Origin of the sequence: Georgenia deserti (assembly GCF_042680605.1) — a bacterium.
Lineage (GTDB): Bacteria > Actinomycetota > Actinomycetes > Actinomycetales > Actinomycetaceae > Allobogoriella > Allobogoriella deserti.
Window position 1 is genome coordinate 1 of the sequence record NZ_JBHUEE010000004.1, and the last position, 17102, is coordinate 17102.

The 17102-nt window shown below is 71.0% G+C and carries 11 protein-coding genes and 2 pseudogenes; 10 read left to right on the forward strand and 3 right to left on the reverse strand.

What is annotated here, in order from left to right; translation table 11 throughout:
* Positions 1 to 293: 293 nt before the first annotated feature.
* From ACFSE6_RS18970 to ACFSE6_RS08475, 3 genes and pseudogenes are all read right to left on the reverse strand, one after another.
* Positions 294 to 479, reverse strand: a pseudogene (locus ACFSE6_RS18970) (ATP-binding protein); the annotation flags it as partial.
* Positions 480 to 558: 79 nt separating this feature from the next.
* On the reverse strand, positions 559 to 819 hold the full coding sequence (locus ACFSE6_RS08470; protein ID WP_388005027.1) for a hypothetical protein: 261 nt from the start codon (positions 817 to 819) through the stop codon (positions 559 to 561).
* A gap of 102 nt (positions 820 to 921) precedes the next feature.
* The gene (locus ACFSE6_RS08475) at positions 922 to 1932 is read right to left on the reverse strand and encodes a zinc-dependent alcohol dehydrogenase (RefSeq protein WP_388005031.1); all 1011 of its coding nucleotides are present in this window, start codon (positions 1930 to 1932) and stop codon (positions 922 to 924) included.
* A gap of 117 nt (positions 1933 to 2049) precedes the next feature.
* Here ACFSE6_RS08475 and mdlC point away from each other — a divergent pair, with 117 nt between their 5' ends.
* From mdlC to ACFSE6_RS08525, 10 genes and pseudogenes are all read left to right on the forward strand, one after another.
* Positions 2050 to 3642: a benzoylformate decarboxylase gene (gene mdlC / locus ACFSE6_RS08480; RefSeq protein WP_388005033.1), complete on the forward strand. Its 1593-nt coding sequence runs from the start codon at positions 2050 to 2052 to the stop codon at positions 3640 to 3642.
* Positions 3643 to 3932: 290 nt separating this feature from the next.
* On the forward strand, positions 3933 to 6119 hold the full coding sequence (locus ACFSE6_RS08485) for a DEAD/DEAH box helicase (protein ID WP_388005035.1): 2187 nt from the start codon (positions 3933 to 3935) through the stop codon (positions 6117 to 6119).
* Positions 6088 to 6475 (forward strand): annotated as a pseudogene (locus ACFSE6_RS08490) (DUF488 domain-containing protein). The gene ACFSE6_RS08485 and the pseudogene ACFSE6_RS08490 overlap by 32 nt, the downstream one beginning before the upstream one ends.
* A 79-nt stretch (positions 6476 to 6554) precedes the next feature.
* Positions 6555 to 7892: an NADP-specific glutamate dehydrogenase gene (gdhA, locus tag ACFSE6_RS08495; protein WP_388005037.1), complete on the forward strand. Its 1338-nt coding sequence runs from the start codon at positions 6555 to 6557 to the stop codon at positions 7890 to 7892.
* 145 nt (positions 7893 to 8037) lie between these two features.
* Entirely contained in the window at positions 8038 to 9930 is a 1893-nt protein-coding gene (locus ACFSE6_RS08500; RefSeq protein ID WP_388005039.1) for an ABC transporter ATP-binding protein, read from the forward strand.
* On the forward strand, positions 9927 to 11753 hold the full coding sequence (locus ACFSE6_RS08505) for an ABC transporter ATP-binding protein (RefSeq protein WP_388005042.1): 1827 nt from the start codon (positions 9927 to 9929) through the stop codon (positions 11751 to 11753). The genes ACFSE6_RS08500 and ACFSE6_RS08505 overlap by 4 nt, the downstream gene beginning before the upstream one ends.
* 94 nt (positions 11754 to 11847) lie before the next feature.
* Entirely contained in the window at positions 11848 to 12624 is a 777-nt protein-coding gene (locus ACFSE6_RS08510) for a LamB/YcsF family protein (protein ID WP_388005045.1), read from the forward strand.
* Positions 12624 to 14225: a 5-oxoprolinase subunit PxpB gene (gene pxpB / locus ACFSE6_RS08515; RefSeq protein ID WP_388005048.1), complete on the forward strand. Its 1602-nt coding sequence runs from the start codon at positions 12624 to 12626 to the stop codon at positions 14223 to 14225. The genes ACFSE6_RS08510 and pxpB overlap by 1 nt, the downstream gene beginning before the upstream one ends.
* Positions 14222 to 15754, forward strand: coding sequence for an acetyl-CoA carboxylase biotin carboxylase subunit (locus ACFSE6_RS08520; RefSeq protein WP_388005051.1), 1533 nt, complete (start codon positions 14222 to 14224; stop codon positions 15752 to 15754). The genes pxpB and ACFSE6_RS08520 overlap by 4 nt, the downstream gene beginning before the upstream one ends.
* A gap of 103 nt (positions 15755 to 15857) precedes the next feature.
* Positions 15858 to 17099, forward strand: coding sequence for a cation:proton antiporter (locus ACFSE6_RS08525; protein ID WP_388005054.1), 1242 nt, complete (start codon positions 15858 to 15860; stop codon positions 17097 to 17099).
* The last annotated feature ends 3 nt before the right edge of the window (positions 17100 to 17102 follow it).

The following is a 17102-nucleotide window of genomic DNA, read 5'->3' on the forward strand; positions in this document are numbered from 1 at the left end:
GAACGATGTCGCGCCACACCCGTGGAACGATGTCCCGACACAGGCCCGGAACGATGACGTGACACAGGGCGGAACGATGTCCTGAAACCAGACACCGCCACCCCGACCATTGTGATGTCGCAGGACATCGGCGACAGCCCGAACCCTCAGTGTGAGGGTTCGGGCTTCGTCGTTTCCAGGTGCTGGTATGTGCGGCTGGTGTCGAGGGTGAGTTCGCGGAGGATCTCGCCGGTCTCGGCTGTGGCGATGGTGATGTGCAGGTCCTGGATGACCATGACGATCGCAGCTCGGGCGTGGGCCCGGTGGAGCCTGTCGACGGTGGCGGTGGCCAGTGTTTTGGGCATGAGTTCATCGAACGCGGAGGGGTGCAGGTTCGAGGTGATCGCAACCGAGCGTTTCTGGTAGGCGGCGTCGACGAACCGGTAGAGGCCGCCCTCGGCGGCGTCCGCGGCGACCGGCACGAGTCCTATGTTGTCGAGGCCTGGCGTACCGAGCCCTGCAAGCCCGTGGCGGTGGTGCCGTCTCGCGCAGAGGCCCGTACGTCCCGGACCGGCCCGCCTACTCCTCGTCCGGTCCGACCTCTTCCGGGTCCGGCGGGTTGAACAGGTTCGGGTCGTCGAGGTCCTCGTCGTCGACGCCGGTCCGTTCGGCGGCTGCCCCGCCGTCCGCCGGGGCCTGGTCGTCGTCGAAGTCACCGGGCTCGTAGCCCTCGCCGAACCCCGGGGCCGTCGGCGGTGCACCAGGCCCGGGGTCGGCGGCCGGGATGCCGCGCTCCTCGTCGGGCTGCAGATTGGGCTGGAACGGCTGCGCCTGAGACATGCTTCGTGTCTAGCATCGGCCCGGCAGGCCCGCACGGCGAGATCGGCGCGTCCGCACCGCGCCGCACGGGCCGCTGCGACCTCATCGCACAGTGCAGCGACTTCACGACGCAGTGACGTGGATTTTCGGCCCGGTGCCGGCACCGGGCGGGCGGTCACCGGCAAGGACACCCGTGACGCCGTCGAGCCCGACGGACGTCGCAACCAGCACGCGAGGGTCGACCTCACCGCCCGCGTACGCCTCGATCACGGCCCCGAGAGCGGGGGAGGCACTGAGGATGCCGACCACGGTCACGTCGGCGAGCACGAACACGCGTGAATCCACCAGGCTCGGCGTCCCCGACAGACCGACGCAGACGATCCTTCCACCGGGTTCGACGAGTTCCGCCGCCCGGGCCGGCAGGTCCGGCGACGTCGAGGCGTCGATGATCGCGTCCCAGCGCAGGTCCGGCAGCTCGGCTGCCGTCCACACGCCGTCGAAGCCCAACGTCCGGGCGAACTCGGTGGCCGGGCCGGGGAGTCCGAAGAGGTGCACCTCGGCGCCTCTCGCGCGGGCGAACATCGCCGCCAGCAGACCGATGGTGCCCGGCCCCATCACCAGCAGCCGGTCGCCCTCACCCACCGCGGCGGCCCGCACGGCGCGAAGCGCGTTGCCGCCCGGCTCGACCATGGCCCCGGTGATGTCGTCGAGCGTCTCGGGCAGGACATGCAGCGCGGCCGCAGGGACCGCCACCCGTTCGGCCAGCGCTCCGGGGCGTCCACCGCGGATGCCGAGCTCCGTGCGGTGCGCGCACAGGTGCTGCCGGCCGTTGCCGCACCGTCGGCAGCTGCCGCAGCCGAGCATGGTGTCACCGGTGACCCGGCGACCCAGCCACGCCCGGTCGACGCCGTCCCCGACGTCGACGACGGTGCCGCACCATTCGTGCCCCAACCGCATCGGGTACGCCGCGTGCCCGTCGTGGAGGTACTGCATCTGGCCGGTGAAGAACTCCACGTCAGTCCCGCACACACCGGCACGGGCGACCTCGACCACGGCCTCACCCGGAACCGCCACCGGCGGCTCCACCTCCTCGATGCCGGCCCGTCCGGGGGCCGTGACCACGAATGCCCGCATGTTCGTCCGATCATGCCCGAGTCCGACGTCGGTGGCGACGGTGCTCCGTGCACGGCGCAGCCGTTTGGACGCCGCGGCCTCAGCCTCAATACGCTCGCACCACCACGAGGAGGTGCCATGGACGTTCGCGAGGCGACCTACGAGATCCTGCGCGCGCACGGGTTGACGACGATCTTCGGCAACCCTGGCTCGAACGAACTGACGTTTCTCGACGACATGCCGAGCGACTTCCGTTACATCCTCGGCCTGCACGAGGGCGTGGTGCTCGGCATGGCGGACGGCTACGCGCAGGCCACGGGCCGGCCGGCGTTCGTCAACCTGCACGCCGCCGCCGGTACCGGCAACGCCATGGGCGTGCTCACCGACTCCGCCAACGCGCACACCCCGCTCGTGGTCACCGCGGGTCAGCAGGTCCGTTCCCAGGTGGGGACCGAGGTGATGCTCGCCAACGTGGACGCGCCGCTGTTGCCGCGACCACTGGTGAAGTGGAGCGCCGAACCGCTCTGCGCCGCAGACGTACCCCGCACGATCTCGCAGGCGGTGCACACGGCCGGGACACCGCCGACCGGCCCGGTCTACGTCTCCGTGCCGCTGGACGACTGGCAGACCGAGGCCGGTGCGGACGTCGCGCACCTGACCCAGCGGACCGTCACGTCCGCCGGGGCCCTCACGCCCGGACAGCTCGACGATCTGACCGCGATGCTCGACGGCGCGACGTCGCCGGTCCTGGTGCTCGGTGCCGCGGTGGACGCCGCCGGCGCCAACGAGGACGCCGTTATCCTCGCCGAGCGACTGCAGGCACCGGTGTGGATCGCTCCCTCTCCGTCGCGCTGTCCGTTCCCGACCCGGCACCCGCTCTTCCGTGGCGCCTTGCCGGCCGCCATCGGCGCGGTGACCCACCTGCTCGCGGGACACGACGTCGTACTCGTCGCCGGCGCCCCGGTCTTCCGGTACCACCAGTACGATCCCGGGCAGTACCTGCCTGAGGGTGCCCGGCTGGTCCATCTCACCGACGATCCCGCGGAGGCGGCCCGGGCACCGATAGGACGCTCCGTCGTCTCGGACGTGGGCGCCGCACTGCAGGCACTGGCCCGGTCGGTGCGGCAGGCCGACCGCCCGGGTCCGCCGGCGCGCCCGCTGCCGGGCGTGCCGGGAGGCGAGCAGGAGGCTCCGCTCGACCCTGCCGTGGTCCTCGCCACGGTGGACGAGGTCACCCCCGAGAACGTCGTCTACGTCAAGGAGTCGACGTCGACGACGGCGCTGGTGTGGGACCACCTCGACCTCCACCGGCCAGGCAGCTACTACTTCCCCGCCGCGGGTGGCCTCGGCTGGGGGATGGGCGCCGCCGTCGGCGTCCAGCTCGCCGAACCGGACCGTCCGGTCGTCGCGTTGATCGGCGACGGCTCCGCGAGCTACGCCATCACCGCCCTGTGGTCGGCGGCCCGGTACCGCGTGCCGGTGACGTTCGTCGTCCTGGTCAACGGCAACTACCAGGCACTGCAGTCCTTCACCGAGCACATGGGAGTCACCGGCGCGCCCGGCATCGACGTGCCCGGCATCGACTTCGTCTCACTCGCAGCGGGTTACGGCGTCGCCGGGCACCGTGCCCACGGCCGGGACGAGCTGCGGCAGCTGCTCACCGACGCCGTCGCCGACGACGGTCCGCACCTCATCGAGGTCCCCACCCGGGCGATCAACCCCTTCGCGTAGCCGAACCTCCCGAACCGCCGGAAACGTCCTGCGATGCCGCCGCGCCGGGACGGGTACAGTGGAATACATCCGGGCGAGGAGATGTTGCCCGGTCGACGAGCGCTGGTGCACCCCGGCGAATCCGCCCTCGCTGCGAGGGCGCGGTTTCGGCGGGCGTACGTTCGAGGCTCACGCGTCGATCTCGCGAAGATCCGCGTCCAGCGCACGTCCAGGACGGCGGTACAGCCGTCCGGGTCGCCGGATCGTGCCGGCTGAACGGCACGGGCGCGGCCCAGACGCGAGTGTGGAGGATGCCTTTGGCTCAGGGAGCCCGACGCCGATCGGGCGCGACCGCCGACGGTCGTGCCCGCGGCACGAATCGCAGTAATCAGCGGCGCACGCGCCACAGCGACGAGGACGGCATCATGCCCGTGCTGGCGCGCGTCTCGCGCGAGGTCGAGGCGGCCGTGCAGCGCCGCCGGGTCCGGCCCTCGGTGCGGACCAAGTTCCAGGTGGCCGGGCTCCTCATGCGGGAGGAGCGCGCGCGAGTGAAGGCAGACACCTCGCTGGCCGAGTCCCGTCGCGCCGAGGAGCTCAAGCGCCTCGACGGCATCGCCACCATCCTCGCCAAGACGGCCGCCCGCGACACCTCGCTCCTCGGCCTGCTGGACGAGCAGGCGACCGTCACCGACGCCGCACGTGCCCTCAAGGAGGAGATGCTGCGCGAGGCCGGCATGGAGGTCCCCGCCGAGGAACCCGAGGAGGAGCCCGCCGAGGCGTCCGCCGCCCGCCAGCAGCAGGTGGTACCGCCGTCGGTGGCCTCACGGCAGCTGGCCAATCCGTTCCTCGCGCCGGACTTCTCGGCCGCGCAGAAGCGACAGACGCGGCCGCGTCGACTGGCCGGATGGGACCTGTTGGGCCCCTTGCTGACGGCGTTCGAACGCGGCGGGGAGTCCTCATGCATGGACCTGCCGGAACCGACGTTCGTCCGGGCGCCGGACGGTCTCGAGCTCATGGAGCACCAGGCACGGGTGGTCGCCGCCGCGGCGACCGGCCACCGCACGTTCCTCCTCGCCGACGAGCCCGGCCTCGGCAAGACGGCACAGGCCTTGCTCGCGGCGCAGGCGGCGAACGCCTACCCGCTGCTCGTCGTCGTCCCCAACGTCGTCAAGACGAGTTGGGCCCGCGAGGCGGCGATGTGGACCCCCGGCCGTCGCGCCACCGTCGTTCACGGCGACGGCGAGACGATCGACGGCTTCGCCGACATCGTCGTCGTCAACTACGAGATCCTCGATCGGCACATCGGTTGGCTGGGCGATCTCGGATTCCGCGGCATGATCGTGGACGAGGCGCACTACATCAAGAACAAGAAGTCTCAACGGTCCCAGCACGTGCTGCGGATCGCGGACCGCATCCGCAGCCGAGCCGGGGACCCGCTGCTGATGGCACTGACCGGCACCCCGCTGATCAACGACATCGACGACTTCCGCGCCATCTGGCAGTTCCTCGGCTGGATCGACGAGAAGAAGCCGCTCGGCGAGCTCATGGAGGCGCTGGAGGAGATCGGCCTCACCCCGGCCGACCGCGGGTTCTACGCCGCGGCCCGCACGAGCGTCATCGAGCGCGGGATCGTCCGTCGCCGGAAGGTCGACGTCGCCACCGACATCCCGGCCCGCCGCGTCGCGGACATGCCCGTCGAACTCGACGACGGCGCCGGCCGGTCCATCCGGGATGCCGAGCGCGAACTCACCCGCCGCCTCGTCGAGCGCTACGAGCGGGTCTACGAGGCACGGCACGGCAGCCTCCCGGGCGAGGAGCTCGACCTCGAGATCGTGCGTCAGGTCGCCCAGTCGGAACGGGCGGACAAGGCCTCCACCGCCGGCGAGAACCTGTTCACGATGATGCGTCGGATCGGCGAGGCGAAGGCCGGCCTGGCCGCCGACTACGCCGCGCAGCTCGCACGCAACGTCGGCAAGGTCGTCTTCTTCGCCAAGCACATCGACGTCATGGACGCAGCGGAAACGGTGTTCGCCGAGCGGGGGATCGCAGTCGCCTCGATCCGCGGCGACCAGACCGCCACCGCGCGGCAGAAGCAGATCGACGCGTTCACGCGCGAGCCCGAGGTCGCCGTCGCGGTCTGCTCGCTCACCGCCGCAGGCGTCGGGCTCAACCTCCAGGTCGCCTCCAACATGGTGCTGGCGGAACTGCCCTGGACCGACGCCGAGCAGACCCAGGCGATCGACCGGATCCACCGCATCGGCCAGGACCAGCCGATCACGGCGTGGCGCATCATCGCGGCCCAGACACTGGACTCACGGGTCGCCGAGCTCATCGACAACAAGGCCGGGCTCGCCGCCCGGGCGTTGGACGGCTCGGACGAGGAGGTCTCGTCCTCCTCGGACGTCCAGCTCGAGGCGCTCGTCGCGCTGCTGACCGACGCGCTGGCCACGTCCCACGGTGCATACCATGCACACGAGCCGACATCTGTGGCGTCGTAGGACGGTCATGAGTCGAGGTGTCGTGCGACTCAAGCGGGTTTACGACCCCGTCTGCCCTGACGACGGCGCCCGCATCCTGGTCGACCGGCTGTGGCCGCGTGGCATCAGCAAAGAGCGCGCAGCCATCGACCTGTGGTTGAAGGAGATCGCACCTAGCCCCGACCTGCGCGTCTGGTGGCACGGTGAGTCCGGAACCTTCGACGAACTCGCCGCCCGCTACCGCGTCGAACTCGATGACAACCCCGGCCGTGGACGAGCTCCGGACCGCGCTCAGCGCGCACTCCGTGGTCACGCTGGTCTACGCCGCCCGTGACACGCAGATGAACCACGCCGTGGTTCTTCGCGACTACCTCTGAGCTGTCTCGGCATACGCACGGACGAAGCGGCTGGCCACAGCGTCGACGTAACGTTCGATGTCCCATGCAAAGGAGAACAATGGATCCGCAGCTGGAGTCGGTGTTCGACGAGGTGCTACGTCGTAATCCTGGCGAGGCAGAGTTCCACCAGGCAGTCCGGGAAGTCTTTGACTCCCTCGGCCCGGTGCTACGAAAGCACCCGCAGTACGTCGAAGCAGCGGTCCTCGAACGTATCTGCGAGCCCGAACGCCAGATCATCTTCCGGGTACCGTGGGTCGATGACGCCGATCGCGTCCGAATCAACCGGGCGTTCCGCGTCGAGTTCAACTCGGCCCTCGGCCCGTACAAGGGCGGCCTGCGGTTCCATCCCTCCGTATACCAGGGCATCATCAAGTTCCTCGGCTTCGAGCAGGTGTTCAAGAACTCACTGACCGGTATGCCGATCGGCGGAGCCAAGGGCGGTTCCGACTTCGACCCCCGTGGGCGTTCCGCTGGCGAGGTCATGCGATTCTGTCAGTCCTTCATGACCGAGCTGTACCGCCACATCGGCCAGTACACCGATGTGCCTGCTGGAGACACAGGCGTCGGCGGCCGCGAGATCGGCTACCTGTTCGGGCAGTACAAGCGGATCACGAACCTTTACGAGTCCGGCGTTCTCACAGGCAAGGGCATCACCTGGGGCGGCTCGCTGGTCCGCACGGAAGCGACCGGATACGGGACGGTCTACTTCGCTGAGCACATGCTCGGCACCCGCAACGAGAGCATGCACGGTCAGCGCGTCCTCGTGTCGGGGTCCGGCAATGTCGCCATCCACGCGATCGCCAAGGCACAGGAACTGGGCGCCGAGGTGCTGACGTTCTCGGATTCGTCCGCGTACGTGATCGACGAGCGCGGAGTCGATCTCGATCTGCTGCGGCAGATCAAGGAAGTCGAACGTGGGCGGGCCGCCGACTATGTCGCCCGGCGCCCCGAGGCCCGGCTCGTCGAGGACGGTCGTGTCTGGGACGTCCCCGCCACCGTCGCACTGCCGTGTGCCACCCAGAACGAGATCACGAAGGACGATGCACGTCGGATGGTCGGCAATGGTGTCGCCGTCGTCGCCGAGGGAGCCAACATGCCGACGACCTCCGAGGCCGTCGCATTGTTCCAGCAGGCCGGGGTCCTCTTCGGTCCCGGCAAGGCCGCCAACGCCGGTGGTGTGGCCACGTCAGCACTGGAGATGCAGCAGAACGCATCCCGGGACTCTTGGTCCGCCGAGTACACCGAGGAGCGACTCGCCGGCATCATGGAAGGCATCCACGATCGATGCCTCGAGACCGCTGACGAGTACGGCGAGCCGGGCAACTACGTACTTGGCGCGAACATCGCGGGCTTCACCAAGGTGGCAGACGCCATGATCGCTCTGGGAGTGGTGTAAACGCGCGGTACGTGAGTCGCTTCTCTGCGCGCAGGTCGCCGCCTGCTCGGGGCACAACGAAAGATGCCTCCCGAAGCGCAGCTAGTTTTCGGCATTCCGCACATGGGTGACGCAATCTCGCCAGAATGCGGAAGAATAGGAATCGATGCCTCCCGATACCCCCGCCGGGGCCGACCTGTCGACCCTGGCCTCCTTGCGTCGTCTACTTCCGTACGTTCGCACCGCCCTGCCGCGCCTGACGGCGGGCCTGCTCTCCGCCCTCGGTGCCAGCCTCGCGGCACTGGCTATCCCGCGCGTGCTCGAGCGCGTCGTCGACGGCCCGCTGACCGGCGCCGTCGGCGACCACGACTTCAGCGTCCTCATCTGGCCGGTGCTCATCGTCCTCGCCCTCGGCGTGGCCGAGGCTGCGCTCATCCTGCTGCGCCGGACCCTCGTGATGTTCCCCGGGACACGCGTCGAGTCCGAGATGCGCATGGCGATGTTCCGTCACCTGCAGGACCTGCAGATCGCCTTTCACGACCGGTGGCCCGGCGGCCAGCTCCTCTCGCGGATCGTGGGTGATCTGGGCCTGCTGCGGCGGTGGCTGGTCTTCGGCCTGCTCCAGCTCGTCGTCAGCTTCGTCACCATCATCGTGGGCATCGGCATCCTGCTCACGACCGCCGGGTGGCTGGGCCTGATCTACCTCGCCGGCGCCGTCCCGGTGACCGTGATCGCCTTCCGCTTCTCGCGGCGGTACCGCGTGGTCGCGCGCCGCTCGCAGGACCAGCTCGGTGACCTCGCCAACAGCGTCGAGGAGTCCGTGCACGGCATCCGCGTGCTCAAGGCCTTCGGCCGCGGACGCGACGCTCTGTCCTCCTTCACCGGGCAGGCCGAGCAGCTGCGTCAGACCGAGATCCAGAAGGCGACGACGCAGTCCTGGATGGTCGCCGCGCTCCAGCTCATTCCCGAGGCCACCCTGGCGATCTCGCTCGTGGTCGGGACGCTGCTGGTGGTCGACGAGCAGATCACCATCGGGGCCCTGGCCGCCTTCTTCGCGACCGCCGCGGTCATCACCGGCCCGGTCATCGAGCTGGGCATGACGCTCTCGATGACCCTGCACGCGCGCACCGCCGTCGACCGCTTCTTCGAGGTGATGGACACCCCGAACCTCGTCGATGACCCGACCGATCCGCTCGAACCGGGCACGCCGGGTCCGCACGGCTCCCACGTGCATCTGGACGACGTCGAGTTCCGCTATTCCGACGCCACGACCCCGCTCCTGCGGCACATCGACCTCGAGCTGCCCGCAGGGACCACGACGGCGCTCGTGGGCCTGACCGGCTCGGGCAAGTCCACCCTCGCCATGCTCGTCCCGCGGCTGTACGACGTGACCGGCGGTGCGGTCGAGATCGACGGCGTCGATGTGCGCCGCCTGCGCCGGGCGGACGTGCGTGACGCCGTCGCGGTCGCGTTCGAGGACCCGACCCTCTTCTCCGCGTCCGTGCGGGAGAACGTCCTCCTCGGCGTGGACGACGCGCTGCCGGCGGCGGAGAAGGAGGCGATCCTGCACTCCTCGATCGACGTCGCGCAGGCCCATTTCGTCTATGACCTACCCGAGGGTGTGGAGACCCGCATCGGGGAGGAGGGCCTGTCCCTGTCCGGTGGCCAGCGGCAACGCATCGCGCTGGCCCGCGCGATCGCGCCCCGGCCCCGGGTCCTCGTCCTGGACGACCCGCTTTCCGCTCTTGACGTCGCCACCGAGGAGGCGGTCAGCGCGCGGCTGCGGGAGGTGCTCACGGGCACCACAAGCCTGGTCATCGCGCACCGCCCCTCGACCGTGGCCCTCGCCGACCGGGTGGCGGTGCTCCAGGACGGGCGGATCACCGCCGTCGGCACGCACACCGACCTGCTCGCCACCGACCCGCACTACCGGTACATCATCTCCACGCTCGAGGACGACGCCGCCGAGCACGGCGTCGGGCGGCTCGCCGAGGACGACGCCTTTCCCGAGTGCGACCCGCAGGACGTCGACGACGAAGCGAGAGGAGCCCGCCTGTGAGTGCCCCGACCGCTCCGCGCGCCGGCGCGACGGCTAACGAGGACGATTTCGACCTGGACCGGGACGCCTCGCGCACGGTCCGGCGGCGATCGCTGCGCCTACTCGGCAACCTGCTCAGTCCGCATCTGAAGAAGCTCGCGATCGCCGGCGTGCTGGTCGTCATCTCCACCCTGGGCCAGGTTGCCGGCCCCGCGCTGGTCGCGGTGACCATCGACCGTGCGCTGCCCGCTCTGCTGGAGCGTGACGACTCCGGCCTGTTGACCCTCTACGGCGTCCTCTACGCCGTCGCGGCCGTGGCCGGCGGCCTGGCCGCCGGCGCCTACATCCGGCAGGCGGCCCGCATCGCCCAAGGTGTGCTGCTCGATCTACGACGGCGGGTGTTCCGCCAGACCCAACGGTTGTCGTTGGAGTTCCACGAGACCTACACCTCCGGTCGGATCATCTCCCGGCAGACCTCCGACCTGGAGGCGCTGCGTGAGCTGCTCGACGGCGGCCTGACGGGCGTGATCTCGCAGATGCTGCTCATGGTCTTCGTCGCCGTCTCGCTGGTGATCCTCGACTGGCGCTCGGGCGTCGTGCTGGCCTGTGCGTTCATCCCAGCGGCCATCCTCACCCGCTGGTTCCAGCTGCGCTCCCAGGTCTTCTACCGTGAGCAGCGCACCGCCTCGGCTCGGCTCATCGTCAAGTTCGTCGAGACGATGACCGGGATGCGGGCCGTCCAGGCGTTCCGCCGTGAGTCGACGACGGAACGCGACTTCGGCGGCCTGTCGGACGACTACCGCGAGGCGAACCTCAAGACGTTCGGGCTGAACGGACGCTTCCAGCCGGGGCTCATGCTCATCGGGAACCTCACCGTCACCGTCGCCCTGGCCTACGGCGGATGGCGGGTGCTGGGCGGCACCATGGAGGTCGGCGTCCTGGCGGCGGCGCTGCTCTACGTCAAACGGTTCTTCCAGCCTATCCAGCAGATCGGCATGTTCTACAACGCCTTCCAGTCCGCCGCGGCGGCGCTGGAGAAGGTCTCCGGGCTGCTGGCCGAGGAGCCGAGCGTGGTCGAGCCGAAGCGTCCGACGCCGCTGCCAGAGCCACGCGGGGAGCTGCACCTGGACCATGTGCGCTTCCAGTACGGCGACGGCCCGACGGTGCTGCCAGACCTCGATCTGCACATCCCGGCCGGTCAGACGATCGCCCTGGTCGGCACCACCGGCGCGGGAAAGTCCACGGTGGCCAAGCTCGTCACCCGGTTCTACGACGCCACCGACGGGCACGTGCGACTGGACGGGATCGACGTACGCGACCTGTCCTCGACCGATCTTCGTCGCGCCGTCGTCATGGTGACCCAGGAGGCGTACCTGTTCAGTGGCTCGGTACGCGAGAACATCGCCCTGGGCCGGCCCGATGCGTCGATGGCGGAGATCGAACAGGCCGCCCGCGCCGTCGGAGCGCACGAGTTCATCGAACAGATGCCCGACGGCTACGACACCGATGTGAACAAGCGCGGCGGCCGCGTCTCCTCCGGCCAGCGTCAGCTGCTGTCCTTCGCGCGTGCCTTCCTCGCCGATCCGGCGGTGCTGGTCCTGGACGAGGCCACCAGCTCGCTCGACATTCCCGGCGAGCGCCAGGTGCAGCACGGGCTGCAGACGCTGCTCGCCGACCGCACGGCGATCATCATCGCGCACCGGCTCTCGACGGTGGCCATCGCGGACCGCGTGCTGGTGATGGCGCACGGCCAGATCGTCGAGGACGGCACTCCCGCCGACCTCATCGCCGGCGACGGGCGGTTCGCCGCACTGCACGCCGCCTGGCAGGACTCGCTGGTCTAGGTCGCGCCGGCAGCCCGTGCCGGTCCCGGAACGCTCCGCCCCGGCCGGACGGCACGCGGCAGGTGGGTGACATCCGCTGCGAGAGGAGGGACCGATGCCTGTCATCGATCTCAACGCCGACCTGGGGGAGGGCTTCGGTCGCTGGGAGCTCGGCGACGACGACGCCATGCTCGACGTCGTCACGAGCGCCAACGTGGCGTGCGGGTTCCACGCGGGAGACCCGCGCTCACTGGCGAACACCCTGCACGCGGCAGGGACCCGGTCCGTGGTAGTGGGCGCCCACCCGGCCTACCGGGACCTCGCCGGGTTCGGGCGACGGTACGTCGATGCCTCGCCCGCCGAGCTCCGCGCGGACGTGATCTATCAGATCGGCGCGTTGCAGGCGCTGGCCCGCGCCAGTGACACGGCCGTCCGGTACGTCAAGCCGCACGGCGCGCTGTACAACACGATCGCGCACGACCGTGCCCACGCCGGCGCCGTGGTCGACGCGGTCGCCGACCTGGACCTGGATCTGCCTGTGCTCGGTCCGGCCGGCTCGGTGTTCCTCGAGCTCGCCCGGGACGCGGGCCTGCGGGTCTACGCGGAGGCCTTCGCCGACCGCACCTACACGCCCGACGGGCGGCTGGTCTCGCGCCGGGAGCCGGGCTCCCTCCTGCACGACCCGGAGGAGGTCGCGGCTCGGATGGTGCGCCTGGTGCACACCGGCACCCTGCAGGCCGTCGACGGCAGCGTGATCGCGCTGGAGGCCGACTCGATCTGCGTGCACGGTGACTCCCCGGGAGCGGTCGGGACGGCCCGCGCGGTGCGCCGGGCCCTCGAGGCTGCCGGGATCGACGTGCGGCCGTTCGTCACCGGCCCGGGCATCTCCTGATGCGCGCCCTGCGGGCCGGGACGGACGCCGTTCTGGTCGACGTGGCCGACCTGGAAACGGCACTCGCGCTGACGTCGTCGTTGCGGGACCAGCTGCCCGACGGAGTCGTCGAGGTGATTCCGGCCGCTCGGACCGTGCTGCTGCGATTCGACCCGACGGTCACGACGGCGCGGCGACTCGCCGACGAGGTCCGGTCGCGACCGCGCGGACGCGACGCGCCGCCACCTGCGAGCGAACCTCTCGAGATCCCGGTGGTCTACGACGGCGCGGACCTCACCGAGGTCGCCCAGTGGTGCGGCCTCAGCCCTGCAGACGTCGTCGCGCGGCACACGCAGGCCGTTTACACGGTGGCCTTCACCGGCTTCGCGCCGGGCTTCGCCTACCTGTCTGGAGGCGATCCGGTGCTGCGGGTTCCTCGGCGCGCGAGCCCGCGCACGTCCATCCCGGCCGGCTCCGTCGCGATCGCGGGCGAGTTCTCCGGCGTCTACCCCCGTTCCTCCCCGGGAGGCTGGCGGCTCCTGGGGCGCACGGACGTCGACCTCTTCGACGTCGACCGGGATCCGCCGGCTCTGCTGCAGCCGGGCGGGCGCGTCCGGTTCGTCGCGGTCGAGGAGCTGCCCGGCCGGCGCGTCATCGCCACCGGCCTCGGTCCCGCCTCCCGGTGGCGCACCGCCGATCGGCAGGCTTCAGGCGACGTCCCGGGCCCGGGCCTGGAGGTGACGGCCGTCGCCGGGCAGGCGCTGCTGCAGGATCTCGGCCGCGACGGTGTGGCCCGGCTCGGCCTGGCGTCCTCGGGGGCGATGGACCGCGGCGCGCTGCGCCGGGCGAACCGGCGCGTCGGCAATCCGCCGCAGGCGGCGGCGATCGAGGTGGCGCTCGGCGGGCTCACGCTGCGCGCCCGGGGTGATCTCGTCGTCGCCGTCGCCGGAGCGCGGGTGCCGCTGACGGTGGAGGGCCGGCAGGTCCCGTCGGATCGCGCCGTCGCGGTGGACGACGGCGAGGAGATCCGTCTCGGGCCACCGGAGACCGGCGTGTACACCTACCTCGCGCTGCGGGGCGGTTTCGACCTCTCGCCGGTGCTCGGTAGCGCCGCCCGCGACGTTCTCGCTGCGGTCGGCCCCGAACCCCTGGCAGCGGGTGACGTGCTGGCTGCCGGCGGTAGGCGGGCCGACGCGGTTCCGCTGCCGGAACCGGAGCCCGTGCTGCCGGGCACGCACGAGACCACGACTGTCGACGTCGTCCTCGGTCCGCGGGCCGACTGGTTCAGTTCCGGTGCCCTGGCGGTGCTCACGGGGCAGACCTGGACGGTCCTGCCGGAGTCCAACCGGATCGGACGACGTCTGACCGGCGAGCGGGCGCTCACCCGCGTGGCCGAGGGCGAGCTCGCCAGCGAACCGACGGGGCGGGGTGCCCTGCAGGTACCGCCCGAGGGCCGCCCGGTCCTCCTCGCGGCCGACCATCCGGTCACGGGTGGATACCCGGTGATCGCCCACGTCGCGGCACATGACCTCGACCTGGCCATGCAGGTCCCGCCCGGAGCATCGATCCGGTTCCGCGCCGTCGATCTCGCACAGGACGCCGAGGCGGAGGAGGAGCGATGACGACGGTCCTCGTCGCCGATCGCGGCGAGATCGCGGTCCGGATCATCCGCGCGTGCGCGGAGTACGGAGCCCGGTCGGTGGCCGTGTACGCCGACAGCGACGTCGAGGCGTTGCACGTGCGCATGGCCGACGAGGCATTCGCGCTCCCGGGCGGATACCTCGACCTCGACGGTGTGCTCGACGTCGCCGTGCGTTCCGGGGCCGACGCGGTCCACCCCGGTTCCGGGTTCCTCGCCGAGAGCGTCGAGGCCGCACGGCGCGTCGAGGCGGCCGGGCTGACGTGGATCGGGCCGACGGCCGAGACGCTCGTGGCGCTCGGGGACAAGACCCGCGCACGGGAACTGGCCCGCCAGCTCGGCGCGCCGCCTGTGCCCGGCAGCGACGGTCCGGTCGCCTCGGCCGAGGAGGTCCTCGAGTTCGCCCGCACGCATGGCCTCCCGGTGATGATCAAGCCGTCCCGCGGCGGTGGCGGCCGCGGTCTGCGCGTGGTGCGCCGCATGGCGGATGCCAGGGACCTGTACCACTCGGCCGTGCGGGAGGCCACGGCGTCCTTCGGCAGCGGCACGTGTTTCGTCGAGGCGTACGTCGACCGGCCCCGGCACGTCGAGGTCCAAGTGCTCGGTGACGGCACCGGGTCGGTCGCCACGCTCGGCACCCGGGACTGCTCGGTCCAGCGCCGCGGCCAGCAGCTTCTCGAGGAGGCACCCGCCCCGTTCCTGACGCCGGAACAGACCGCTGCCATGACGACGGTGGCCCGCCGGCTGTGCTCCGCAATGCGGTATCGCAGCGCCGGCACCGTCGAGTTCCTCGTGGACCGGCGGGGCACCGTGTCCTTCCTCGGGGTCGATGCCCGAGTCCAGGTCGAGCATGCTGTCACCGAGGAGGTCGCCGCCGTCGATCTGATCCGCCAGCAGCTCCTCGTGGCCGACGGCCGGCCGCTCGAGGTCGCCGGGGACGTGCCGCTGGGCGGTCATGCGATCGAACTGCGGCTCGCCGCCGAGGACCCGGGCCGTGGATTCGTGCCGGCTCCCGGCACGGTTGTCCGGTTCGATCCTCCCGGCGGTCCCGGCGTGCGGGTCGATTCCGGCGTCGTCTCGGGTTCTGCGGTACCGGCGGCATTCGACTCCCTGCTCGCCACGGTGACCGCCCGCGCGCCGGATCGTCCGGCGGCACTCGCACGCGCTCGGGCCGCACTCGCCGGCACCGAGATCGGGGGCGTCCCGACCGTGGTGAGCTTCCACCGTCGGCTGCTGGCAGACCCGGCGCTGACCGCCGAGGGTGAGACTCTCGGGGTCCACACGCGGTGGGTGGAGGACGAGTGCGCCTGGCTGACGGACCTCGGCGAGAAGCGGCCCGAGCCACCGGATGAGCCGCTCCTGCGCACATGGATCGAGATCGAGGGCCGGCGCACATCCCTCGGACTGCCGGCCGTACTCCTGGGCCGGTGGGAGCCGGATCCGCCGACGGAGGAGGACGCGTCACCGGCGCCCGGTCCGTCCGCAGGGAGCGGGTCGGCGTCGGCGGGATGACCGCGCCGTCGCCGGCACGCTGGGCGCGTGACCGCGACCGTCGTGATTGGCTGTGCCGCATCACCCGTCACCGGAATGACCTGGGGGAACAGTGGAGTCGTCCGTGCTGTACGCCGCTGCCGGCGTCGCCGCGCTGCTCGCGGCACTCCTGCCTCGGCTGCTCAGCGGTGCGCCGACTTCCATGCCGATGGTGTTCCTCGGCGCCGGAATCCTCGGGTTCGCGCTCATGGACGACCTGCCGGACCCGGACCCCATCGCGCACCAGGCGGTCGCCGAACACATCACGGAGCTGACGGTCATCGTCTCCCTCATGGGTGCTGGCCTGGCGTTGGACCGCCCGTTCGGCCGTCGGAGATGGTCGACCACATGGCGACTGCTAGGTCTCACCATGCCGATGACCGTGATCGCCGTCGCCGTGCTCGGAAGCTGGTTCCTCGGACTCGGCGCCGCGGCAGCGATCCTCCTCGCCGCCGCGCTCGCGCCGACCGACCCCGTACTCGCCAACGAGGTCCAGGTGGGCGAGCCGACGGAGGAAGAAGGGAAGGAGGACGAGACACGCTTCGGGCTCACCTCCGAGGCCGGCCTGAACGACGGCCTCGCCTTTCCGTTCACCTACCTCGCGATCACCGTCGCCGCCGCGGGTTTCGCGCCCGCGGCCCTCGGATCATGGGTCGCGATCGACGTGCTCTGGCGCATCGTGGCCGGCGCGGCCGTGGGACTCGGTGTCGGCACCGGGCTCGCCGCGCTCTTCTTCCGGGCGCGGCCGGCACGGTTACGGCTCGCCGAGAGTGGCGAGGGCTTCGTGGCACTGGCGGCGACATTCGGCGCCTACGGGTTGGCCGAGGTGATCGAGGGCTACGGCTTCATCGCCGTGTTCGTCTGTGCGGTCGCGATCCGCGCGGCCGAACGTGACCACGGCTACCACAACGTGTTGCACGACTACATCGAACAGGTCGAACGGCTGCTCACCGTGGTGGTGCTCGTGCTGCTCGGCGGTGCCGTCGCGCGCGGGTTGTTCGCCGAACTGACCTGGCAGCAGATCCTCCTGGCCGCCGTGGTGCTCGTCGTCGTTCGGCCGGCCGCCGGCTGGGTGGGGCTGACCCGCTCCGGCGTGGAGCGGGGTGATCGGGCCGCGATCTCCTACTTCGGCATCCGGGGCATCGGTTCCCTGTACTACCTCTCCTACGGCCTGGGCGAAGGCGAGTTCGGCCATGCCGAGACCTTGTGGGGTGTCGTCGGGCTCGTCGTCGTCGGCTCGGTGGTGCTGCACGGCGTCACGGCGACTCCCGTGATGGGGCTCGTGGACCGGATGCGCGGGGACCGGTCCGGAGAGCCACCGGCCTAGACT

Bases quoted from the DNA above. Each gene is read 5' to 3' on its own strand.
- ACFSE6_RS08470 (WP_388005027.1), bottom strand. From the start codon at position 819: ATGTCTCAGGCGCAGCCGTTCCAGCCCAATCTGCAGCCCGACGAGGAG.
- ACFSE6_RS08475 (WP_388005031.1), bottom strand. From the start codon at position 1,932: ATGCGGGCATTCGTGGTCACGGCCCCCGGACGGGCCGGCATCGAGGAG.
- mdlC (WP_388005033.1), top strand. From the start codon at position 2,050: ATGGACGTTCGCGAGGCGACCTACGAGATCCTGCGCGCGCACGGGTTG.
- ACFSE6_RS08485 (WP_388005035.1), top strand. From the start codon at position 3,933: ATGCCTTTGGCTCAGGGAGCCCGACGCCGATCGGGCGCGACCGCCGAC.
- gdhA (WP_388005037.1), top strand. From the start codon at position 6,555: ATGGATCCGCAGCTGGAGTCGGTGTTCGACGAGGTGCTACGTCGTAAT.
- ACFSE6_RS08500 (WP_388005039.1), top strand. From the start codon at position 8,038: ATGCCTCCCGATACCCCCGCCGGGGCCGACCTGTCGACCCTGGCCTCC.
- ACFSE6_RS08510 (WP_388005045.1), top strand. From the start codon at position 11,848: ATGCCTGTCATCGATCTCAACGCCGACCTGGGGGAGGGCTTCGGTCGC.
- pxpB (WP_388005048.1), top strand. From the start codon at position 12,624: ATGCGCGCCCTGCGGGCCGGGACGGACGCCGTTCTGGTCGACGTGGCC.
- ACFSE6_RS08520 (WP_388005051.1), top strand. From the start codon at position 14,222: ATGACGACGGTCCTCGTCGCCGATCGCGGCGAGATCGCGGTCCGGATC.